Below are 20,089 nucleotides of genomic sequence, written 5' to 3' on the forward strand. Positions count from 1 at the left end.
CTCCGAAGACGGTCGTGTGGTCAGGTCCTCGGATCCCACGGATCCACCCCCGCTTCCCCACTTTTGAACTGACTGGTCAGTCCAAAAGTTACCCGGGAGTCGCCTTGCTGGCAAAACCCCAGGTCAGGGCGATTGTCAGTGGGGGGTTGCACGATGGACACAGACGGCGACAAGGCCGTCACCCGACGACAGGAGGCTCGTCATGGCCAGTCCTTTCGCAGCAGCCGACGTCCACCCCGTGTCCCGCCGGACCGCCGCCCCGCCCGCCGCCCTCGACCTGCTCGCCAAGGCCCGGGCCGGGCTCGACGAGGCCGCCGCCCTCGACCGGCCCCACGAGCGGTACGCCACCGCGCACCTCGCCGCCCTGCGCGCCGCGGCCGCCGTCCTCGCCGCCCGCGCCCGCCCCGTCCCCCGCACCCGCAGGCGCCAGGCCATAAGGAGCGCCTGGGAGCTGCTGCCGCAGCTCGCCCCCGAGCTCACCGAATGGAGCGCCCTCTTCGCCTCCGGAGCCCCGCGCCGTGCCCTCGCCGAGGCCGGGGTCGCCGCCGCGGCCACCCCGCGCGAGGCCGACGACCTGGTCAGGGACGCCGCCCACTTCCTGCGCCTGGTCGAGCGGCTGCTCGTGCTCCAGCCGGTACTGCCCCGACAGCCCCCGGCGGACGGGGCCGCCGGTTGATCCGCACGGCGCCACGAAGGCCATAGGGTGGGGACGTCCGTACCCGTCACCGAGGAGTCAAGAGCCGTGCCGGACCCTTCCCCCGCCTTCGGCCGCGAGGCGTCGTCGCGCCCGTCGCGCGCCTCCCTGCGAACCGCCGTCGTCTGGGACGTCCTCAAAGACGCCCTCGACCGCCGGGTCGGGACCACCGGGAACGCCGCCCTGGACGTCCTCGACACCGGCGGCGGCTCCGGCAACTTCGCGGTGCCGGTGGCCCGCCTCGGCCACCGCGTCACCGTCGTCGACCCCAGCCCCAACGCGCTCTTCGCCCTGGAGCGGCGCGCCGCCGAGGCCGGCGTCGCCGACCTGGTGACCGGCGTCCAGGGCGACGTCCGCGGCCTCTTCGACGTGGTCGAGCGCGGCGCCTACGACGCGGTGCTCTGCCACGGCGTCCTGGAGTACGTGGACGACCCGGCCGAGGGCGTACGGAACACGGTGGCCGCGCTCCGCCCCGGCGGCGCGCTCAGCCTGCTCGGCGCCGGACTCGGCGGCGCGGTCCTCGCCCGCGCCCTCGCCGGACACTTCACCGAGGCCCGGACCGCGCTCGGCGACCCCGACGGCCGCTGGGGCGCCGGCGACCCCGTGCCCCGGCGCTTCACCGCCGAGCAGCTCACCGGACTGGCCGAGGAGGCCGGCCTCTCCGTGAGCGCCGTCCACGGCGTACGGATCTTCGCCGACCTGGTGCCCGGCGTCCTCGTCGACACCGAGCCCGGCGCCGCCGAGGCCCTGCTGAAGCTGGAGGCGGCCGCCGCCGAACTGGCCGCCTTCCACGCCGTCGCCACCCAGCTCCACGTGCTCGCCGAGAAGCCCGCCTGACCCGGCGGAACTCCGGGGCCGCGCCACCCGTTCGGAGGTGCGGGCCCGGCTCTGCCACAGGCCGCCCCATATGCGGCTTCGCGCCGTATGATCGAGGGAAACCATCCGGCATGACGGACGGGCGGCTGGGGAATCAACGCCTCACCAACCGAACCGCGTGGCGGCCCGGATGGGCTGATCGGCATTGAGGGCGGGTTTCACGGGGGCGATTCCCTGCCTATCCTGAAAGGGCCGCAACCGGTCGCCCCCGCGACCGACGACTAGGAGGACTCCGTGCCGCTCTCGGAGCACGAGCAGCGAATGCTCGAGCAGATGGAGCGAGCGCTGTACGCCGAAGACCCCAAGTTCGCGACAGCGCTCGAGGGAAGCGGGCTGCGCACGTACACCCGGCGACGGGTCTACCAGGCAGTCGCCGGCTTTCTGGTGGGTATCGCGCTCCTCATGGCCGGAATGGTCGCACAGCAGATCTGGATCAGCGTGGTGGGATTCCTCGTCATGCTGGGCTGCGCGGTCCTGGCGGTCACCGGCTGGCGCAAGGCGCCCAAGCCGGGCGAGCGGGCGCAGCAGGCCCGGGGCCATCAGGTCCGGGCGCGACGCTCGATGATGGACCGGATCGAGGCGCGGTGGCAGCGACGCCGCGACGAGCAGCAGGGCGGCGGCCACTGACGCCCCCCTGAGCGGAGACCCCGCACCCAAGCGACCCCGCCCCGCCGGCCCCCGGCGGGGCGCCGCCATATCCCCGCCACGGGCGGCCGCCGCTCCGTCGTGGGCCCCGTTCCGCCGGCCGGGGCGCCGCCGTTTCGTTGCGGTCCCTCGTGCCCCTGGGCCGGTGCCACCCTCGCGCCCGGCGCCCAGTCGAGGGCGGCTGCGCCGTTTCGTTTGTGTGCAGGCGTTCCGCCCTGCGGAACGCCTGCCCACACGGAGGGCCCGCCCCGAAGCCGGCCCCCGCGCCGCCCGGCGTGAGGGTGGGCACCGCCGCGCGGGGAGGGCCGGTCGGCGCCGCCGCCCCGGGAGCCGGGCCGGTCGGCACGGAGGGCCCGAAGGCGCCGCCCCGAAGCCCGGGCCCCGGGGGCCCGTGCCCCCGGGCCCCGGGGGCCCGTCAGCGGGGGGTCTTCAGGGCGGGGCGGAGGGTGGCGGCTCGGGACTTCAGGGTGGTCCAGCGGGCCGAGGCGGCCCAGCGGAGGCGGACCGCCGAGCGCGGGGCGAGGAGGGCACGGAGACGGACGCCGCGCGAGGCACCCGCGTGGAATCCGGCCCGCACCCGCTCGGCCTCCCGCCCCAGCCCCGCCACCGGCCGCGGCGACGGCGCGTAGAGGGCCTCCTCCACCGCCCCCGCCACCCGGTGCACCGCTTCCGCGGCCGCGCCGTGCAGCTCACCCACCCGGACGATCCGCTCCGCCGTTCTCCGCGGCGTCTGCGCCTCGTCCGGCTCGACCCCGTAGTCCCAGGCCGTGTCGCCGATCTCCCGCCACACCGCCAGCGGCCCGGCCGCCGGGGCGAGCCGGCGGGCCCGCGCCCGGGTCCGCCACAGCAGCGGGACGAGCGGAAGCGCCAGGACGAGCAGCGCGGCCAGCGACCATCCGGCCACCTTCAGCACGTCCGTACCACCGCCGGAGGACGAGTCGGCGGCCGCCGCCGGGTCCTGGCCGCACTCGCCGAGGCGGCGCATCTCCGGCGGGCAGCTCTCCGAGGCGCTCGGCGCCGCCGAGGGCTGCGCCGAGGCCGACTGCGAGGGCTGCGCGGGACCGGTCGGCCCCGCGGTGGGGGTCGCCTGCCGGGTGTACGACGGGGTGAAGCCACGGGACGGCGTCGGCTCGAACCGGGTCCAGCCGGCGCCCTCGAAGTACAGCTCGGGCCAGGCGTGGGCGTCCCGGATGCCGACCGAGACCGAACCGTCGGACTGGTTGGTGCCGGGCATGAAGCCGACCGCGACCCGCGCCGGGATGCCCAGCGTGCGGGCCATCGCCGCCATCGAGAAGGAGAAGTGGATGCAGAACCCCTCCTTGTCCTTCAGGAAGCGGGAGATCGCCTCCGTGCCCGTCCCGGACGTCACGTCGACGTCGTAGCGGAAGCCGCCGTCCTCGGCGAACCAGTCCTGGAGCCGGACCGCCCGCTCGTAGTCGTTCCGCGCGCCCTTGGTGACCTCCAGCGCCGTCGACTTCACGTCGTCGGGGAGGCTGCCGGGCACCTTGGTGTACTCCTCGCGCAGCCGCTCGGGCGCGGGGCCGGCCTGGGCGAGCTGCTCCCCGGTCGGCTGCACGTCGAGGCTGGTCACCTGGTAGCGGACGCCCTTGGTGGACTGCTTGTCGTCGCCGACGAGCATCCGGCCGGCCGGCTCGAACCGCCAGCGGCCCTCGATGTCCACCCGGGCGGCCGGGAAGGGCATCGGCAGCCACTTCTGGTCGTACCCCTCGGAGGCGACGAAGTTGCTGGTCACCTCGGAGGTGCGGACGGACTGCGCGAGACCGTCGGGCCACGGCAGCGACTTCGGCACCGCCTCGATCGGGCGGACCGAGGACTTCCACGAGGTGCCGTCGAACTGGTCGAGGGCGACCAGCCGCAGGTACAGACTGCTGTTGTCCAGGGCGTTGGTCCGGTAGCGGAGGACCTCGAAGTCCTCCGGCTGCCGCAGGTTGTCCTGGAGGGAGACCAGCGGGTTCACGGCCGCGATGGTGCCGCCGCCCCCGGTGCCCTGGCCCGGCCCGCCGCCGCCGTTGCCCAGCAGCCCGCCGGAGAAGCCCGGCAGGACGAGCGGCACCACCAGGGCGGTGCCCATGGCGACCGCGCCGATCCGCCGGCCGGTGCGCACCGGCGCGAAGGACGAGCCGCTGCCCACCAGCGACCCGGACCGGCCGGAGCGCTGGCTGCCGCCGAAGACCCGGCCCCAGGCGGAGAGCCGGTCGCGGCCCTCGGCGAGGAGCAGCAGGAGGTAGCCGGTGGCGGCGAGCAGGAACCAGAGCCGGCCGGCGCCGCCGCCGGAGAGCCCGGCGGCCACCGAGTACAGCGCGAGCAGCGGCAGACCGGCCGGGGCGGCGCGGCGGAAGGTGACCGCCAGGACGTCCACGAGCAGCCCGATCGCCAGCACGCCGGCGACCAGCATCAGCCGGATGCCCTCGGTGTCCGGGGCGGGGATCGCGTACGTGGAGACGTCCTCGGCGCCGAGGCGGAACAGCTCGGCCACCCGCTGGACCGCGAGCGGCCCGGGCAGGAAGCCGAGGAACGCCTGCTCCCGGGCGAAGACCACGGTCAGCGCGACCACGCCGACCAGCAGCTGGGCGGCGACCGTCAGCGGCCGGGCCAGCGGCACCCGCCGGCACAGCATGCCGGTGCCGCTCTGCAGCGCCAGCAGGAAGGCGGCGGTGAAGATCCAGGTGGCCGGCTTGACCAGCGGCAGCAGCGCGCCGGCGGCCATCAGGGAGGCCGCCCAGGCGGCCAGTGTCAGGCGGGTGCGCCCGCTCATGCCCATCCTCCGTAGCTGTCTGCGGCGGCGGTCTCCCGCAGCGCTCCGGCGGCCTGCTGCCAGAGATCGGGCATACGGGCGCCGGGCGGCACGGAGACGACGGTCCAGCCGGCCTCGCGCAGCTGCCGGACCCGGTGCTCGACGGCCCCGGCCACGGCACCGCCGGTGAGCCAGGTGCCGGATTCCAGGACGAAGGCGACGGCCGCGCCGGCCCGCCCGCGCATCCGGGCGGCCAGCGCGGCCTGCTCCTCGTCGAGGTCGCCGAGGAAGGCGACGAGCAGTCCGTCGCTCCCGGCGCGCAGCACGTCGGAGGCGCGGGAGAGCCCGGCGCCGTCCGAGTGGTCGACGATCGCCAGGGTGTCCATCATCAGCCCGGCCGTCTCCGTGGAGTCGACGGAGGACGCGCCGGCGTAGCCGTCGGAGCCCTCGCCGGGGACCGCGCTGCCGGTGTCGGTGAGCAGCCGGACCGCGTAGCCGCGCTCCAGCATGTGGGTGAGGACGGAGGCGGCGCCGGAGACGGCCCACTCGAAGGCCGAGTCGGGGCCGGAGCCCTGGTAGCCGGCCCGGCGGGTGTCGAGCAGGACGGTGCAGTGGGAGCGCTGCGGCTGCTCCTCGCGGCGGACCATCAGCTCGCCGTACCGGGCGGTGGAGCGCCAGTGGACCCGGCGCAGGTCGTCGCCGTGCCGGTAGGCGCGCGGGATGACGTCGTCGTCGCCGGCGAGGGCCAGGGTGCGCTGCTGCCCGTCCCCGTACCCGGACGCCTCGCCGCCGAGACGGACCGGCGGCAGGGCCGTGGTCCGCGGGACGACGGTCAGGGTGTCGTACGCGCTGAAGGAGCGGGTGAGCTCGCACATCCCGAAGGGGTCGCTCAGCCGGAGCTGGAGCGGCCCGAGCGGGAAGCGGCCGCGCAGGTCGGAACGGACCCGGTAGGAGACCTCACGCCGGCCGCCGGCCTCGACCCGGTCGAGGACGAAGCGGGGCCGGGGGCCGAGCATGTACGGCACGTGGTCCTGGAGCATCAGCAGCCCGGTGGGGAGCTTGGAGACGTTCTCCATGCGGAGCTGGACGCGGGCCTCGGTGCCCGCCTCCACCCGCTGCGGGGTGAGCAGGCGGGAGGTGGCGACCCGGTAGCGGGTGCGGTGCAGGACGAGGGCGCAGATCAGCGGCAGGCTGGCGAGCAGCAGGCCGACCCGGAGCAGGTCGGCCTGGCCGAGCACGTAGGCGCAGACGGCGGCGGCCGCCCCGGCGGCCAGGAAGGACCGGCCGCGGGTGGTGAGACCGCCGAGGGCGGCCCGCAGGCCGCCCCGGCCGTCCTCGGCCCGGGGGCCGTCGCGGTCGTCGGCACGCTGCCCCCGGGACGCGGCGGGGGTCGCCATCACAGCTGCCGGCCGCCGGTCTGCCGGCCGTAGGTCGGGCCGGCGGGCGGGGCCGAGGACGGGACGGGGGTCCGCTGGAGGATGTCGAGGACGACCTGCTCGGCGTTCCGCCGGTTGAGCTGGGCCTGCGCGGTGGGCAGCAGCCGGTGCGCGAGCACCGGCACGGCCAGCGCCTGGACGTCGTCCGGCAGCACGTACTCGCGGCCGGCGAGGGCGGCGGAGGCCCTGGCGGCCCGCAGCAGGTGGAGCGTGGCGCGCGGGGAGGCGCCGAGCCGCAGGTCGGGGTGGTTGCGGGTGGCGGCGACGACGTCGACCGCGTACCGCCGGACGGCGTCGGCGACGTGCACCGCGCGGACCGCCTCGATCAGCTTGAGGATCTCGTGGGCGTGGGCGACCGGCTGGAGGTCGTCCAGCGGGTTGACCGCCCCGTGCACGTCGAGCATCTGGAACTCGGCCTCGGCGCTCGGGTAGCCGATGGAGACGCGGGCCATGAAGCGGTCGCGCTGGGCCTCGGGCAGCGGGTAGGTGCCCTCCATCTCGACCGGGTTCTGGGTGGCCACGACCATGAACGGGCTGGGCAGCTCGTAGGTGTGGCCGTCGATGGTGACCTGGCGCTCCTCCATGGACTCCAGGAGCGCGGACTGGGTCTTGGGCGAGGCCCGGTTGATCTCGTCGCCGATGACGATCTGGGCGAAGATCGCGCCCGGCTTGAACTCGAACTCCCGCCGCTGCTGGTCGAAGATCGACACACCGGTGACGTCCGACGGCAGCAGGTCGGGCGTGAACTGGATGCGGCGCACCGAGCAGTCGATCGACCGCGCGAGCGTCTTGGCGAGCATGGTCTTGCCGACGCCGGGCACGTCCTCGATGAGGAGGTGCCCCTCCGCGAGCAGCACGGTCAGCGCGAGACGTACGACCTCGGGCTTGCCCTCGATCACGCTCTCCACCGAGCCGCGGACGCGCTCCGCGGTGGTGGTCAAGTCTGTGAGGCTCGCTCGGTCGTCATAGGTCGTCACCCCGGCCCTCCTCGGCCTTGCAGGAACACGGACACCTGCCCCCGCTGGGATGTACGGGGGGTGTCACCCGAGCATTCTTGTTGGGTTTGCCGGGCCCTGTCACTCGCCTGTGGACAACTGCGGAGGAAATGCCGGGGTTTGTCGTCTTACGCGGCGGCGGAAGGTGTGCTCGGGCCGGTGCCGGAACCATTCTCCACAGGGTCGATCTCGCGCAGCAGCCCCGTCGTGACGTCGAAGACGAAGCCCCGCACGTCGTCGGTGTGCGGCAGGAACGGGGAGGTCCGGACCCGCTGCATCGACTGCCGGACGTCCTGGTCCACGTCCCGGAACGCCTCGACCGCCCAGGCCGGCCGCTGCCCCACCTCGTCCTCCAGCTCGTGCCGGAAGTCCTCGGTGAGCGACTCCAGACCGCAGCCGGTGTGGTGCACCAGCATCACGGCGCGGGTGCCGAGCGCCCGCTGGCTGATGGTGAGGGAGCGGATCACGTCGTCGGTGACCACGCCGCCCGCGTTGCGGATGGTGTGGCAGTCGCCGAGTTCGAGCCCCAGCGCGGCGTGCAGGTCGAGCCGGGCGTCCATGCAGGCCACGACGGCGACGTGGAGCACCGGCCGGGCGTCCATGCCCGGGTCGGTGAAGTCGGCGGCGTACCGCGCGTTCGCCTCGACGAGCCGCTCGGTGACCGAGCCGCCGGCGGGCCGCGCGCCGGGCGAGCCGGGGGAGGGGTGTGCGGAGGTCGTCATGGCTCCGACGGTAGTGGGCACCACTCCGCCGGGCCCGTTGTGAGAAGAGGACAAAGAGCGCCAATGGGCCCGCATGTGAGCTAACCCACAGCGGCCGCCGGGCGCCGCCGACCGGGTGAGCCGCCCGGAATCCCCGCCCCTGCCCCCGGCGCCGCGCGACGCGCCAGCCGGTTGATTGACCGGCCCCGTCCGTGGACTAGAGTGACGCGGAGTTCCTGGAGACAATCGAGCGATTTGCAGCGGTTTCTCCCCCGTGTGCGCGGCGGCACCCACGGCTCGCCCCCTTACCCGCTCGCCGTGCCCGTTCTGAGAGGGTGCGTTGAGCAACGACCGACACGTCCCGGTGATGCTCCAGCGGTGCCTGGACATGTTGGCCCCGGCCCTCCAGCACCCCGGCGCGGTCGTCGTCGACTGCACCCTGGGCCTCGGCGGACACAGCGAGGCCCTGCTCCGCACCTTCCCCGAGGCCCGGCTCGTCGCCCTCGACCGCGACAAGGAGGCCCTGCGCCTCTCCGGCGAGCGGCTCGCCCCCTACGGGGACCGCGCCACCCTCGTCCACGCGGTCTACGACGAGCTGCCCGAGGTCCTCGACCGGCTCGGCATCGACAAGGTCGACGGCGTCCTCTTCGACCTCGGCGTCTCCTCCATGCAGCTGGACGAGGCCGACCGCGGCTTCGCCTACGCCCAGGACGCCCCGCTCGACATGCGCATGGACCAGACGACCGGCATGAGCGCCGCCGAGGTCCTCAACACCTACCCGGCCGGCGAACTCGTCCGCATCCTGCGCGCCTACGGCGAGGAGAAGCAGGCCAAGCGGATCGTCTCCGCCATCGTCCGCGAGCGCGAGAAGGAACCCTTCACCAACAGCGCCCGGCTCGTCGAGCTCATCCGCGACGCCCTCCCGCAGGCCGCCAAGCGCACCGGCGGCAACCCCGCCAAGCGCACCTTCCAGGCCCTGCGCATCGAGGTCAACGGCGAGCTGAGCGTCCTGGAGCGAGCCATCCCGGCCGCCGTGAAGGCGCTCGCCGTCGGCGGCCGCGTCGCCGTCCTCTCGTACCACTCCCTGGAGGACCGGCTGGTCAAGCAGGTCTTCGCGGCCGGGGCGGCCACCACCGCCCCACCCGGCCTGCCGGTCGTCCCCGAGAAGTACCAGCCCCGCCTCAAGCTCCTCACCCGCGGCGCCGAACTCCCCACCGAGGAGGAGGTGGCCGAGAACCGCAGGGCCGCCCCCGCCCGGCTCCGGGGCGTCGAGCGCATCCGGGAGGACGTGCTGTGAGCGCGGCGAGGGGGCCGCTCAAAGGCCGGGCCGCGCGGCTCGGACGGCTGATGCCGTCCGGACCCAGCTCGGCCGCCCGCACCCCCTTCGTCCTGCTCGTCGTCCTCCTCCTCGGCGGCGGCCTCATCACCCTGCTGCTGCTGAACTCCGCCCTCAACCAGGGCTCCTTCAAGCTGCGCGAGCTCAAGGACCGCACCACCGAGCTCACCGACGAGGAACAGGCCCTCCAGCGCGACGTCGACGCCAACGCCGCGCCCGACGCCCTGGAGCGCCGCGCCCGCGAGCTCGGCATGGTCCCCGGCGGCAGCCCGGCCTTCCTCGGCCCCGACGGCAAGGTGCTCGGCGAGCCCACCGTCGCCGCCTCCCCGAAGCCCTCCCGCACGCCGTCCCGCGCCCCGGCCCGTACGCCCGACCCCGCCGCCACCGGTCCGCGGCAGGCCGCGCCGGGCGCGAGCGCCACCCCGAAGCCGACCGTCACCGGAACCACCCCGACCGCCCCCACGACCTCCGGCAGGTGACCGAGCAGTGCCCTCCAAGGAGCCCCCGCGCCGCCGTGTCCCCGGCCCCGCCCGGCCCTCCCGCCCGCGCCCCGCGGGATCCGGAGCGGGCCCGGCGGCCGGCGCCCGCGCGGGATCCGGAGCGGCCGCCCGCCCGCCCAGGCCCGCGTCCCGCCCCGCCGCGCGCCCGCCCGCCCGCCGCCCCGCGCCCCGGCCGCAGGCCCGCAGGCCGCGCACCATCAAGCTCGGCAGCCCCCGGCCCCGGCTGCGGCTGATCTCCGTCGGCCTCACCCTCGTCATGCTCGTCTTCGTGGTGCGGCTGCTCCAGGTCCAGGCCGTCGACGCCAGCGCGTACGCGGCCAAGGCCGACAAGTACCGCTTCCAGGAGTACACGCTCTCCGCCGAACGCGGCGAGATCACCGACCGCAACGGCATCGCCCTCGCCACCAGCGTCGACGCCTACGACATCACCGCCGACCCCAAGCTCTTCACCCCCGAGGAGTCCCGGCTCCGCGACGCGCCCGAGCAGGCCGCCGCCCTCCTCGCCCCGATCCTGGGCAAGGAGCCGGCGGAGCTCGCCAAGAAGCTCCGTACCCCCAAGTCCCGCTACACCCTGCTCGCCCGCAAGCAGACCCCGCAGGTCTGGAACCAGATCAAGGACCTCAAGAAGGTCTACGCGGAGAAGGCCGGGGAGCCCGGCGGCACCGGGGTCAACCTCCTCGGCGGCGTCCTCAGCGAGCCCAGCACCAAGCGGGTCTACCCGAACGGCGAACTCGGCGCCGGGATACTGGGATACGTCAACGCCGAGGGCCGCGGCGCCGGCGGGATCGAGTCCATGCTCGACACCGAACTCGCCGGCCGCGACGGCAAGATCCGCTTCACCGCCTCCGGCGGCCGGCAGGTCCCCACCGCCGGCTCCCAGGGCACCCCCGCCGTCCCCGGCTCCGACATCGAGCTCACCATCGACCGGGACATCCAGTGGGCCGCCCAGCAGGCCATCAGCGAACAGGTCCGCAAGTCCAGGGCCGACCGCGGCTACGTCATCGTCCAGGACACCCGCACCGGCGAGGTCCTGGCCATGGCCAACGCCCCCGGCTTCGACCCCAACGACCTCTCCGCCGCCAACTCCGCCGCCATGGGCAACGCCGCCCTCCAGGACGCCTACGAACCCGGCTCCACCAGCAAGGTCATGTCCATGGCCGCCGTCCTGGAGGAGGGCAAGGCCACCGCCGACACCCACGTCACCGTTCCCAACCGGCTCCACCGCGGCGACCGGCTCTTCAAGGACGACATCGACCACAAGACCTGGTACCTGACGCTCAACGGCGTCCTCGCCAAGTCCAGCAACATCGGCACCATCCTCGCCACCGGCCAGCTCGGCAAGGACCAGGCCGAGTCCAACCGGATCCTCGACGGCTACCTCCGCCGCTTCGGCATCGGCAGCCCCACCGGCCTCGGCTTCCCCGGCGAGACCCCCGGCATCCTCGCCAAGCCCGAGGACTGGTCCACCTCCCAGCAGTACACGATCCCCTTCGGCCAGGGCCTCTCCGTCAACGCCCTCCAGGCCGCCTCCGTCTTCTCGACCGTCGCCAACGGAGGCGTACGGATCGAACCCACCCTGGTCCGCGGCACCAAGGGCCCCGACGGGCGCTTCACCCCCGCCGAGAAGCCCGCCGAGCACCGCGTCGTCAGCGAACAGACCGCCAAGACCCTCGCACAGATGCTGGAATCCGTCGTCGACGACCGGGAGGGCACCGGCACCCGGGCCGCCATCCCCGGCTACCGCGTCGCCGGCAAGACCGGCACCGCCAACCGCGTCGACCCCGAACTCGGCCGCTACAAGGGCTACACCGCCTCCTTCGCCGGCTTCGCCCCCGCCGACCAGCCCCGCGTCACCGTCTACTGCGCCATCCAGAACCCCACCAAGGGCAGCTACTTCGGCGGCCAGATCTGCGGCCCCATCTACAAGAAGGTCATGGAGTTCGCGCTCAAGACCCTCCACGTGGCACCCACCGGCAGCGCACCCCCCCGCCTGCCGGTCACCTTCGAACCCACCCCGTGACCCCCGGGAGCACCACCAGTGACGACGATCACCCCCCACTCCGGGAACCGGAAATCGAACTCCGGCGACGCCCCCGGCTCGTTTGGTCCCCCGCAGGGTGCGCCCGGTACGCTCACCGCCGTGCCACACGCTGATCAGTCCCGAACCGCCCCGCCCCGCCCGGAGCGGGCCCGCCCGACACCCCTGGGCGAGCTCGCGGCACGGCTGGGCACCGAGCTCCCCGACGCCGCACAGGGCGTCCAGGTCTCGGGCATCACCCACGACTCCCGGGCGGTACGCCCCGGGGACGTGTACGCGGCCCTCGCCGGCGCCCGCCTGCACGGCGCCGACTTCGCCGCCCAGGCCGCCGGCCTCGGCGCCGCCGCGGTCCTCACCGACCCGGCCGGAGCCGACCGCGCCGCCGCCACCGGCCTGCCCGTCCTCGTCGTCGAGGACCCGCGCGGCCGGATGGGCGAACTCGCCGCCGAGATCTACGGCCGCCCCGGCGAGGGCCTCCTCCAGATCGGCATCACCGGCACCTCCGGCAAGACCACCACCGCCTACCTCGTCGAGGGCGGCCTGCGCGGCGCCGGGAAGCACACCGGCCTCGTCGGCACCGTCGAGATGCGGATCGGCGACGAGCGCATCAAGTCGGAGCGCACCACCCCGGAGGCCACCGACCTCCAGGCCCTCTTCGCCGTCATGCGCGAGCGGGGCGTCGAGGCCGTCGCCATGGAGGTCTCCAGCCACGCCCTGGTGCTCGGCCGGGTCGACGGCTGCGTCTTCGACGTCGCCGTCTTCAACAACCTCAGCCCGGAGCACATGGAGTTCCACTCCGACATGGAGGACTACTTCCGGGCCAAGGCGACCCTCTTCACCCCGGAGCGCAGCCGCACCGGCGTCGTGAACGCCGACGACGAGTACGGCCGCCGGCTCGCCGAGGAGGCGACCGTCCCGGTCGTCACCTTCTCCGCCGAGGGCCGTGCCGACGCCGACTGGCGGGCCGAGGACGTCGTCCTGGGCGCCGCCGACTCCACCTTCACGGCCGTCGGCCCCGAGGGCGTGCGGATCCCCGCCACCGCCCCGCTGCCCGGTCCCTTCAACGTCGCCAACACCCTCGCCGCCATCGCGACCCTCGCGACCGCCGGGCTCGACCCGCGGACCGCCGCCGACGGCGTCGCGGCCGTCCCCGGCGTCCCCGGCCGCCTGGAGCGCGTCGACGCCGGCCAGCCGTACCTCGCCGTCGTCGACTACGCCCACAAGACCGACGCCGTCGAATCGGTCCTGCGCTCGCTGCGCGAGGTCACCGAGGGCCGGCTGCACGTGGTCATCGGCTGCGGCGGCGACCGGGACACCACCAAGCGCGGCCCGATGGGCGCCGCCGCGGCCCGGCTCGCCGACACCGCCGTCCTCACCTCCGACAACCCCCGCTCCGAGGACCCGCTCGCGATCCTCACCGCGATGCTCGCGGGCGCCGCCGAGGTGCCCGCGGCGGAGCGCGGAGACGTCCTGGTCGAACCCGACCGGGCCGCCGCCGTCGCCGCCGCCGTCGCCCGCGCCCGGCCGGGCGACACCGTCCTGGTCGCCGGCAAGGGCCACGAGCAGGGCCAGGAGATCGCCGGGCAGGTCCGTCCCTTCGACGACCGCCGGGTCCTCCGCGAAGCGATCGAGGCGGCGACCGGGGCACCGGCCGCCGCGGCGACCGAACACCGTCACCAGAACAGTCAGGGATGAAGCAGTGATCGCCCTCTCCCTCGCCGAGATCGCCGAAATCGTCGGCGGGCAGGCGCACGACATACCGGATCCGGGCGCCCGGATCACCGGGCCCGTCGTCATCGACTCCCGCGAGGTGAAGCCCGGCAGCCTCTTCGCCGCCTTCGCCGGCGAGCGCGTCGACGGCCACGACTACGCGGAGCGCGCCGTCGAGGCGGGCGCGGCGGCGGTGCTCGCCGTCCGCCCCCTCGGCGTCCCCGCGATCGTCGTGGACGACGTGCAGGGCGCCCTCGGCGCCCTCGCCCGCGCGGTCGTCGAGCGGCTCGGCACCGATGTCGTCGCCCTCACCGGCTCGGCCGGCAAGACCTCCACCAAGGACCTGATCGCCCAGGTCCTCGACCACCACGCGCCCACCGTCTGGACGCCCGGCTCCCTCAACAACGAGATCGGCCTGCCGCTCACCGCGCTCAGGGCGACCGAGGAGACCCGGCACCTCGTCCTGGAGATGGGCGCCCGCGGCATCGGCCACATCCGCTACCTCACCGGGCTCACCCCGCCCCGGATCGGGCTCGTCCTCAACGTGGGCAGCGCCCACATCGGCGAGTTCGGCGGACGCGAGCAGATCGCCGAGGCCAAGGGCGAGCTCGTCGAGTCCCTGCCGTCCGCCGAGGACGGCGGAGTGGCGGTCCTCAACGCCGACGACCCGCTCGTCCGCGCGATGGCGAGCCGCACCAAGGCCCGCGTGACCCTCTTCGGCGAAGCGGACGAAGCGGCCGTACGTGCCGAGAACGTCCGTCTCACGGAGGCCGGACAGCCTTCTTTCACGCTCCACACACCCACCGGGTGCAGCGACGTGACCTTGCGCCTGTACGGTGAGCACCACGTGTCGAACGCGCTCGCAGCGGCCGCCGTCGCGCACGAGCTGGGCATGCCTGTCGAGGAGATCGCCACCGCGCTCTCCGAGGCCGGCTCCCTTTCGCGCTGGCGCATGGAGGTCACCGAGCGTCCGGACGGCGTGACGATCGTCAACGACGCCTACAACGCGAACCCCGAGTCCATGCGAGCCGCCCTGCGCGCGCTCGCGGCCATGGGCCGGGCCGGACAGGCCCGCGGGGCCCGTACGTGGGCGGTGCTCGGCAAGATGGCCGAGCTCGGTGACGCGTCGCTCGCCGAGCACGACGCGGTCGGACGGCTCGCCGTCCGGCTCAACGTCAGCAAGCTCGTCGCGGTCGGGGACAGGGAAGCGTCCTGGCTGCAACTGGGCGCCTATAACGAGGGTTCGTGGGGTGAGGAGTCGGTGCACGTGTCCGACGCGCAGGCGGCTGTCGACCTGTTGCGCAGGGAGCTGCGCCCGGGGGACGTGGTCCTGGTGAAGGCCTCCCGGTCGGTCGGTCTCGAGCAGGTCGCCCTGGCGCTGCTCGACACTGAGGGCGAGGTATCCGGCCGATGAGGCAGATCCTCTTCGCGGGGGCCATCGGCCTCTTCCTGACCCTGATCGGCACCCCGCTGCTCATCAAGCTGCTGGCCCGCAAGGGATACGGGCAGTTCATCCGGGACGACGGCCCGCGCGGCCACCTCGGGAAGAAGGGCACGCCCACCATGGGCGGCATCTCCTTCATCCTGGCCACGCTCATCGCGTACGCCCTGGCCAAGGTCATCACCGGCGAGGACCCGACGTACTCGGGCGTCCTGGTGCTGTTCCTGATGGCCGGCATGGGCCTGGTCGGCTTCCTCGACGACTACATCAAGATCGTCAAGCAGCGTTCGCTGGGTCTGCGGGCCAAGGCGAAGATGGCCGGCCAGCTGATCGTCGGCATCGCCTTCGCCGTGCTCTCGCTGCAGTTCGCGGACGCGCGCGGCCAGACCCCGGCCTCCGACAAGCTCTCCTTCATCACCGACTTCGGCTGGTCGATCGGTCCCGTCCTCTTCGTGGTCTGGGCGCTCTTCATGATCCTGGCCATGTCCAACGGCGTGAACCTGACGGACGGTCTGGACGGTCTGGCGACCGGCGCCTCCGTGATGGTCTTCGGCGCCTACACCTTCATCGGGCTGTGGCAGTTCCAGGAGTCCTGCGCCAACGCGCTGACCCTCACCAACCCGAACGCCTGCTTCGAGGTCCGCGACCCGCTCGACCTCGCGGTCGTGGCCTCCGCGCTGATGGGAGCCTGCTTCGGCTTCCTGTGGTGGAACACCTCGCCCGCCAAGATCTTCATGGGTGACACCGGCTCCCTCGCCCTCGGCGGCGCGCTCGCCGGTCTCGCCATCTGCTCCCGTACGGAGCTGCTGCTGGCCCTGCTCGGCGGCCTGTTCGTGCTGATCACGATGTCCGTGATCATCCAGGTCGGCTCGTTCAAGATGACCGGCAAGCGCGTCTTCCGGATGGCCCCCCTCCAGCACCACTTCGAACTCAAGGGGTGGTCCGAGGTCCTGGTCGTCGTCCGGTTCTGGATCATCCAGGGCATGTGCGTCATCGTGGGCCTGGGCCTCTTCTACGCGGGATGGGCAGCCGACAAGTGAGCGAAGAGCTGGACTGGCAGGGCAAGCGGGTCACGGTCGCGGGTCTCGGGGTGTCCGGCATCCCGGCCGCCCGGGCCCTGGCCGCCCGCGGCGCCGTGGTGACCGTGGTCAACGACGGGGACGACGAGCGCTCCCGGACGCAGGCCGCCGCACTGGAGGCGGACGGGATCACCGTCCGCCTCGGCGACGGCGCGACCCTGCCGGCCGGCACCGAGCTGGTCGTCACCACCCCCGGCTGGCAGCCGGGCAAGCCGCTCTTCACGGCCGCCGCCGAGGCGGGCGTGGAGATCTGGGGCGACGTCGAGCTGGCCTGGCGGCTGCGGGGCCCCGGAGCGGCCCCCTGGCTGGCGATCACCGGCACCAACGGCAAGACCACCACGACCCGGATGCTCGCCTCCATCCTGGAGGCGGCCGGGCTGCGGACCGCCGCCGTCGGCAACATCGGCGTCTCGCTCCTCGACGCCGTCCTCGGCGAGGAGCGGTACGACGTCCTCGCCGTCGAGCTCTCCAGCTACCAGCTGCACTGGGCGCCCTCCGTGCGCGCCCACTCGGCCGCCGTGCTCAACCTGGCGCCCGACCACCTCGACTGGCACGGCTCCATGGAGGCGTACGCCGCCGACAAGGGCCGGATCTACGAGGGCAACCAGATCGCCTGCGTGTACAACGTGGCCGACCCGGTGACCGAGGACCTGGTCCGCGAGGCCGACGTCGAGGAGGGCTGCCGGGCCATCGGTTTCACCCTCGGCACCCCCGGCCCCTCCCAGCTCGGCGTCGTCGAGGGCATCCTCGTCGACCGGGCCTTCGTCGAGAACCGGCAGAAGAACGCCCAGGAGCTCGCCGAGGTCGCCGACGTGCAGCCGCCGGCCCCGCACAACATCGCCAACGCGCTCGCCGCGGCCGCCCTCGCCCGCGCCTTCGGCGTGGAGCCGAAGGCCGTACGCGACGGGCTGCGGGCCTTCCACCCCGACCCGCACCGGATCGAACTGGTCGAGGAGGTCGAGGGCGTGACCTACGTCGACGACTCCAAGGCCACCAACACCCACGCAGCCGAAGCCTCGTTGGCCGCCTACGACCCGATCGTCTGGATCGCCGGCGGCCTCGCCAAGGGCGCCACCTTCGACGAGCTGGTGCAGAAGTCCGCGAAGCGGCTGCGCGGGGCCGTGCTGATCGGCGCGGACCGCGCGCTGATCCGCGAAGCCCTGGCGCGACACGCCCCGGAGGTCCCGGTGGTGGACCTCGACCGGACCGACACTGGGGCGATGTCCGAGGCGGTCCGCGAGGCGGCCCGGCTCGCCCGCCCGGGGGACACCGTCCTCCTGGCCCCGGCCTGCGCCTCGATGGACATGTTCACCAACTACAACAAGCGGGGCGAGGCGTTCGCGGACGCGGTCCGCGCCCTCGCCGCCACCGGGGACGCCTGACCCGACCACTGCGAGGGTCCGGCCTACCGGGCCTGACCGGAGGGGGCAGCGAACCATGCCGAGCAAGATCGCCGGGACGCGCCGGCCCTCCGCCCGACCGGGCGGAGGGCGGGTCCCAGCGACCCCGAGGGGGGCGCGCGGCGGAGGCGTACGCGGGCTCTACACGCGGGCGCAGCGGGCCTGGGACCGGCCGCTGACGGCGTACTACGTGATCATCGGCGCGGGACTGCTCATCACCACGCTCGGCCTGGTGATGGTCTACTCGGCCTCGATGATCACGGCGCTCCGCTACGAGCTGGTGCCGTCCTACTTCTTCCGCAAGCAGTTCTTCGCCGCCCTGCTGGGCACCGGCCTGCTGCTGGTCGCCTCGCGGATGCCGGTGAAGCTGCACCGCGCGCTCGCCTACCCGATCCTGGTCGGCGCGGTCTTCCTCATGGTGCTCGTGCAGATCCCGGGGATAGGGCATTCCGTCGGCGGCAACCAGAACTGGATCTCGCTGGGCGGCCCGTTCATGCTCCAGCCCAGCGAGTTCGGCAAGCTGGGCCTGATCCTGTGGGGCGCCGACCTGCTCGCTCGCAAGCAGGACACGAAGCTCCTCGCCCAGTGGAAGCACATGCTCGTGCCGCTGGTCCCCGGCGCCTTCATGCTGCTCGGGCTGATCATGCTCGGCGGCGACATGGGCACCGCGATCATCCTCACCGCGATCCTCTTCGGCCTGCTGTGGACGGCCGGCGCCCCCACCCGCCTCTTCGTCGGCGTGCTCGTGGTGGCCACGTCGATCGGCGTGCTGCTGATCAAGACCAACCCCAACCGGATGCGGCGCTTCGAGTGCATCGGCGCCACCGATCCGGGCGGCGAGGGGGCCCCGTGCCTCCAGGCCGCGCACGGAATCTATGCTCTGGCGTCGGGCGGATGGTTCGGTTCCGGGCTCGGCGCGAGTGTGGAAAAATGGGGCCAACTGCCCGAAGCGCACACCGACTTCATCTTCGCGGTCACCGGTGAGGAACTGGGCCTCGCGGGGACGCTGTCGGTCGTCGCCCTGTTCGCGGCCCTAGGCTATGCGGGTATCCGCGTGGCCGGACGCACGGAGGACCCCTTCGTTCGATTCGCCGCGGGAGGCGTGACCACCTGGATCACGGCCCAGGCCGTGATCAACATCGGTGCGGTGCTCGGTCTGCTGCCGATCGCCGGCGTCCCCCTCCCGCTGTTCTCGTACGGGGGGTCGGCCCTGCTGCCGACCATGTTCGCCGTCGGGCTCCTGATCGCGTTCGCACGACAGGAACCCGCCGCGAAAGCGGCCCTGGCCATGCGCCGCCCCGGATGGGGCAAGCGGGCCGGGGTGAGATGGAAGTCGATGCGACGGCGCGTCAAGAAGCGCCCGTCCGGAGAGCGGTGAATTTCGGTGCATGTCGTACTCGCCGGCGGGGGGACCGCCGGTCACATCGAGCCGGCGCTCGCCCTCGCGGACGCCCTGCGCAGGCAGGACCCGAGCGTGGGCATCACGGCGCTGGGCACGGAGAAGGGCCTGGAGACCCGGCTCGTCCCCGAGCGGGGCTACGAGTTGGCGCTCATCCCCGCCGTACCGCTGCCCCGCAAGCCCACCCCCGAGCTGATCACCGTCCCCGGACGCCTGCGCGGCACCATCAAGGCCGCCGAGCAGGTCCTGGAGCGGACCAAGGCGGACTGCGTGGTCGGCTTCGGCGGTTACGTGGCGCTGCCCGGCTACCTCGCCGCCAAGCGCCTCGGCGTGCCGATCGTGGTCCACGAGGCCAACGCCCGGCCCGGCCTGGCCAACAAGATCGGCTCCCGGTACGCGGCCGGCGTCGCCGTCGCCACCCCGGACTCCAAGCTCCGCAACGCCCGTTACATCGGCATCCCGCTGCGGCACACCATCGCCACCCTCGACCGGGCCCGGGTCCGCCCCGAGGCGCGCGCCGCCTTCGGCCTCGACCCCAGCCTGCCCACGCTGCTCGTCTCCGGCGGCTCCCAGGGCGCCCGCCGGCTCAACGAGGTCGTCCAGCAGGTCGCCCCGGTGCTCCAGCGCTCCGGCATCCAGATCCTGCACGCGGTCGGCCCGAAGAACGAACTGCCGCGGGTCGACAACATGCCCGGGATGCCGCCGTACGTGCCGGTACCGTACGTGGACCGGATGGATCTCGCGTACGCCGCGGCCGACATGATGCTCTGCCGCGCCGGCGCCATGACGGTCGCCGAGCTCTCCGCCGTCGGACTGCCCGCCGCCTACGTGCCGCTGCCCATCGGCAACGGCGAACAGCGGCTCAACGCGCAGCCGGTGGTCAAGGCCGGCGGCGGACTCCTCGTCGACGACGCGGAGCTGTCGCCGCAGTGGGTGCAGGCCAACGTCCTGCCCGTGCTCGCCGATCCGCACCGGCTGTACGAGATGTCCCGCGCCGCCTCCGAGTTCGGCCGCCGGGACGCCGACGACCTGCTCGTCGGCATGGTGTACGAGGCGATCGCCGCCCGCCGACAGGCGTAGCGGA

General features: G+C 73.8%; 16 protein-coding genes. 12 read left to right on the forward strand and 4 right to left on the reverse strand.

All coding sequences use genetic code 11. The features are described from left to right. Positions 1–202 precede the first annotated feature (202 nt). The 3 genes from IF73_RS0113345 to IF73_RS0113355 all read left to right on the forward strand — a co-directional run bounded on the left by IF73_RS0113345 (position 203) and on the right by IF73_RS0113355 (position 2,197). The gene (locus tag IF73_RS0113345; protein WP_051716734.1) at positions 203–676 is read left to right on the forward strand and encodes an SAV_6107 family HEPN domain-containing protein; all 474 of its coding nucleotides are present in this window, start codon (positions 203–205) and stop codon (positions 674–676) included. Positions 677–742: 66 nt separating this feature from the next. Continuing rightward, positions 743–1,531 carry a class I SAM-dependent methyltransferase gene (locus tag IF73_RS0113350; protein ID WP_031007095.1) on the forward strand — a complete coding sequence of 263 codons (789 nt, stop codon included), beginning with the start codon at positions 743–745 and terminating at the stop codon, positions 1,529–1,531. Positions 1,532–1,804: 273 nt separating this feature from the next. After that, positions 1,805–2,197 carry a DUF3040 domain-containing protein gene (locus tag IF73_RS0113355; protein WP_031007097.1) on the forward strand — a complete coding sequence of 131 codons (393 nt, stop codon included), beginning with the start codon at positions 1,805–1,807 and terminating at the stop codon, positions 2,195–2,197. A gap of 433 nt (positions 2,198–2,630) precedes the next feature. Here IF73_RS0113355 and IF73_RS0113360 read toward each other — a convergent pair whose 3' ends face one another. From IF73_RS0113360 to IF73_RS0113375, 4 genes are all read right to left on the reverse strand, one after another. Beyond that, on the reverse strand, positions 2,631–4,991 hold the full coding sequence (locus tag IF73_RS0113360; RefSeq protein ID WP_031007099.1) for a transglutaminase TgpA family protein: 2,361 nt from the start codon (positions 4,989–4,991) through the stop codon (positions 2,631–2,633). Next, entirely contained in the window at positions 4,988–6,367 is a 1,380-nt protein-coding gene (locus IF73_RS0113365) for a DUF58 domain-containing protein (protein ID WP_031007102.1), read from the reverse strand. Before IF73_RS0113365 ends, IF73_RS0113360 begins: the two co-directional genes overlap by 4 nt. Continuing rightward, entirely contained in the window at positions 6,367–7,383 is a 1,017-nt protein-coding gene (locus tag IF73_RS0113370; protein ID WP_031007104.1) for an AAA family ATPase, read from the reverse strand. The genes IF73_RS0113365 and IF73_RS0113370 overlap by 1 nt, the downstream gene beginning before the upstream one ends. Positions 7,384–7,529: 146 nt before the next feature. After that, positions 7,530–8,123 (reverse strand): beta-class carbonic anhydrase, encoded by a 594-nt coding sequence (locus tag IF73_RS0113375; RefSeq protein WP_051716736.1) that lies wholly within the window; start codon positions 8,121–8,123, stop codon positions 7,530–7,532. Between the two features lie 319 nt (positions 8,124–8,442). Here IF73_RS0113375 and rsmH point away from each other — a divergent pair, with 319 nt between their 5' ends. From rsmH to murG, 9 genes are read left to right on the forward strand one after another with little or no spacing between them, the layout of a single operon-like run. Beyond that, complete coding sequence (rsmH, locus tag IF73_RS0113380) at positions 8,443–9,399, forward strand: 16S rRNA (cytosine(1402)-N(4))-methyltransferase RsmH (protein WP_078868046.1); 957 nt, start codon at positions 8,443–8,445, stop codon at positions 9,397–9,399. Then, entirely contained in the window at positions 9,396–9,917 is a 522-nt protein-coding gene (locus IF73_RS0113385) for an FtsB family cell division protein (protein ID WP_420706553.1), read from the forward strand. The genes rsmH and IF73_RS0113385 overlap by 4 nt, the downstream gene beginning before the upstream one ends. Before the next feature lie 7 nt (positions 9,918–9,924). Next, positions 9,925–11,958, forward strand: a complete 2,034-nt coding sequence (locus IF73_RS0113390) for a peptidoglycan D,D-transpeptidase FtsI family protein (RefSeq protein WP_031007108.1) — start codon at positions 9,925–9,927, stop codon at positions 11,956–11,958. A gap of 18 nt (positions 11,959–11,976) precedes the next feature. Then, entirely contained in the window at positions 11,977–13,671 is a 1,695-nt protein-coding gene (locus IF73_RS0113395; protein ID WP_031007109.1) for a UDP-N-acetylmuramoyl-L-alanyl-D-glutamate--2,6-diaminopimelate ligase, read from the forward strand. Positions 13,672–13,675: 4 nt separating this feature from the next. Continuing rightward, positions 13,676–15,100 (forward strand): UDP-N-acetylmuramoyl-tripeptide--D-alanyl-D-alanine ligase, encoded by a 1,425-nt coding sequence (locus IF73_RS0113400; RefSeq protein WP_031007110.1) that lies wholly within the window; start codon positions 13,676–13,678, stop codon positions 15,098–15,100. Then, on the forward strand, positions 15,097–16,167 hold the full coding sequence (gene mraY / locus IF73_RS0113405; protein WP_031007111.1) for a phospho-N-acetylmuramoyl-pentapeptide-transferase: 1,071 nt from the start codon (positions 15,097–15,099) through the stop codon (positions 16,165–16,167). Before IF73_RS0113400 ends, mraY begins: the two co-directional genes overlap by 4 nt. Beyond that, entirely contained in the window at positions 16,149–17,588 is a 1,440-nt protein-coding gene (murD, locus tag IF73_RS0113410; RefSeq protein WP_031007113.1) for a UDP-N-acetylmuramoyl-L-alanine--D-glutamate ligase, read from the forward strand. Before mraY ends, murD begins: the two co-directional genes overlap by 19 nt. A 55-nt stretch (positions 17,589–17,643) precedes the next feature. Further along, complete coding sequence (gene ftsW, locus IF73_RS0113415) at positions 17,644–18,984, forward strand: putative lipid II flippase FtsW (RefSeq protein ID WP_031007115.1); 1,341 nt, start codon at positions 17,644–17,646, stop codon at positions 18,982–18,984. Positions 18,985–18,990: 6 nt separating this feature from the next. Continuing rightward, positions 18,991–20,085, forward strand: a complete 1,095-nt coding sequence (gene murG, locus IF73_RS0113420) for an undecaprenyldiphospho-muramoylpentapeptide beta-N-acetylglucosaminyltransferase (protein WP_031007117.1) — start codon at positions 18,991–18,993, stop codon at positions 20,083–20,085. The last annotated feature ends 4 nt before the right edge of the window (positions 20,086–20,089 follow it).

The organism is Streptomyces sp. NRRL F-5727, assembly GCF_000719555.1.
GTDB lineage: Bacteria > Actinomycetota > Actinomycetes > Streptomycetales > Streptomycetaceae > Streptomyces.